We start from the raw sequence: 2449 nt of genomic DNA, 5'->3' as shown, positions 1-2449 counted from the left end.
AAGGAAAGTATTAATATCGCGCATAAGAACGCCGGTTTGGTAGATGTGTTTGCTCGCACGAACATCATCAATCAAATCGGCGTTCTTGTTTCTGTGTTTCCCGGGATTCCGTGAAGAACCTTTTTTTATCCCGGAATTCTGAGCTCCGAAATCAGATCTAAGAATTCAGACTCAGTCAGCTCAAACGCTTTCCCTTCTTACATTGCCATCAATGAGAGAAGTATTCGATCTTCCGGAGGAGTAATTTCTAATCCATGATGCTGATAAATTTCCAACGCAAATTTAGAAATGCTGAATACGTCGAAATCTGCGGACAGTTTCTTCTCAAGATCATTAGCTATGATCATATCGTGTGTACATTAGCCCAACCTTCAACTCTGCAACTGTAAGGAAAAACAAAAAAAGGGACAGATTTATTAAACCACTTTCTACTATCAACTCAAATTAAAATAAAACTCTCCTTTTTCACTATAGAAGATATAACAATTTTCAAGGTAACTAGTTTCATACTGCCATGAGACTATCTTACTTTCGGGCGATACAAATACCGAATAGCGGCAATCGCTGGCCCAAGTTATAGATTAGCGTGCACAGCTGCTTTCCTTTGTTACCCTATCGAACGTTTATCGTTGTTGGCGGGAGACCAAAACGGCTCAGTACATGTATGTGGCGTGCTGGAGCAAATGCTGTATACGTGAGAATCAAAGCTGGATCCGATCCATCTGTGCTTACTGGACACCCACGCTGAGCGCGAGGGCGCGCATCCCGCGACCAAAAACATAAATACCATTGCGACGATAACTTCGCTCATACTTTTTCTCCGCTTCAGACAGCAGCTAAAATACATAACATCCTTTTACGTTAGAGGTTTCGTACCTCCATGACTTTATTGACCGATCGGCAGCGACAAAAACCGAATATCGACAATCCCTAATCCAGGTTATGTAATACCGCTTGCCTCCGCTTTCATCAACAACCTTATCAAACGTCCGCTTATTATTTACAGGCGACCAATATGAGTCGCCACATCCTCGTGTGCAGTGCTTGTAAAGGTGGGAATCGAACTGAGTACCTACCCTGAGGTTCATTCCATTTTCCCAATTGGAACGGGAAGGTGCGCAGCCAATTAAGGCTGCCAACAATAAGATCAGCAACCATATATAAATTTTCAAAACTTTCTTCCATTCAATAAAAGGGGGAATAAAAGGATAGATTATTTAATTTTCTTCAGCCATGACAGCGTCCAAATGCCTATCCCAACAGGGATCGCGTAAGCAAAAACACCCGGAAACAGATCTGCAATATCAGCCCAACCAAAATCCCAAACACCAACCTTTGATTAATACACTAGCGAACCTATAAACTTTGCAACAACTCCTATCACCAGAAACACGCCTGTAATCTGGGCTTTGGCTTGATCACTTTTCTCTCCCGCAGCACTTATTTTTGCGCCAAGCACTTCTATTAAAATTCTTTCTTCACATGAATATAACTAACAAACCCGCTATCAGCATCATAATAAACAGTCACCACTTGCTCCCTCACTATAAACTCACATCCAGGGCTTGTAGGGGCCCGTCCTGGAATTTTTATGGAAGGTACATCGCGTGAGGGAGCACCAAAATGAGTAGTCGCATCTTCAATGGTTTCAAGATCCAAACACGCTTTTTTAGTTTCAGAGGAAGCCGGATAATACTCCCCAACCGCCTGATAATAAACTCTATAGGCTGCAATTACACCATCATCGCCAGCCTGAAAGTAAACACCACACTCCGGCAATTTCAAAAACTCATCACTTTCAACTTTCGCGTAGTAAACTATTGAGATGCTCTTTCTAAAGCTCTCCAGCGCTTTAATTAATGGCGTACTTATGTATTTATTTGGATTCATATTTAATACCTATCTCTTGAAATAACTTTTCATTAGCTTCGTGAAGTTCTTTCCGGGTATTTTTAATCTTGCTAGCCGACCAACCTTCGCTTTTCCATACAGGCACCCAAGTATCGATATCAGCTTCAGCTGCCTTATAAAGATTGGAGCCATCTAACCTTACTTTCTCGGGGTTGTTTCGCCCACCAAAAGTTCGTGACTCTGCCATATGACTGCAAGTTTTTACGATAACACAATTGGTATTATTGCGAAGGGCCTTCAACTCAACGTCTGTCAATTCAACGCCCATCTGACGTAATGATTCTTTAACAGCCGCAAACGAAGGGATATGGTCCAGGGTGAGACCATCACCGACGCTACGAGGTGCCGTAGATCCATATGTACCCACTTCGCCTTCAGCTACTTTGTCGGCTGTGCTGACGCCTCCTTTTTTTGGTTCTTCACGGAATCCCGGGAAACACAGAAACAAGAACGCCGATTTGATTGATGATGTTCGTGCGAGCAAACACATCTACCAAACCGGCGTTCTTATGCGCGATATTAATACTTTCCTTCCTTT

2 protein-coding genes are annotated in these 2449 nt (G+C 42.6%); both read right to left on the bottom strand.

Annotated elements, in window-relative coordinates; translation table 11 throughout:
• Positions 1-1464: 1464 nt before the first annotated feature.
• Complete coding sequence (locus TU75_RS27590) at positions 1465-1890, bottom strand: hypothetical protein (RefSeq protein WP_141719220.1); 426 nt, start codon at positions 1888-1890, stop codon at positions 1465-1467.
• Positions 1877-2401, bottom strand: a complete 525-nt coding sequence (locus TU75_RS27855; protein WP_162276119.1) for a hypothetical protein — start codon at positions 2399-2401, stop codon at positions 1877-1879. Before TU75_RS27855 ends, TU75_RS27590 begins: the two co-directional genes overlap by 14 nt.
• Positions 2402-2449 lie beyond the last annotated feature (48 nt).

The sequence above is a fragment of the Pseudomonas poae genome (assembly GCF_001439785.1).
GTDB classification, from domain to species: Bacteria; Pseudomonadota; Gammaproteobacteria; order Pseudomonadales; family Pseudomonadaceae; genus Aquipseudomonas; species Aquipseudomonas poae.
This window is presented reverse-complemented; position numbering and strand designations above follow the sequence as displayed.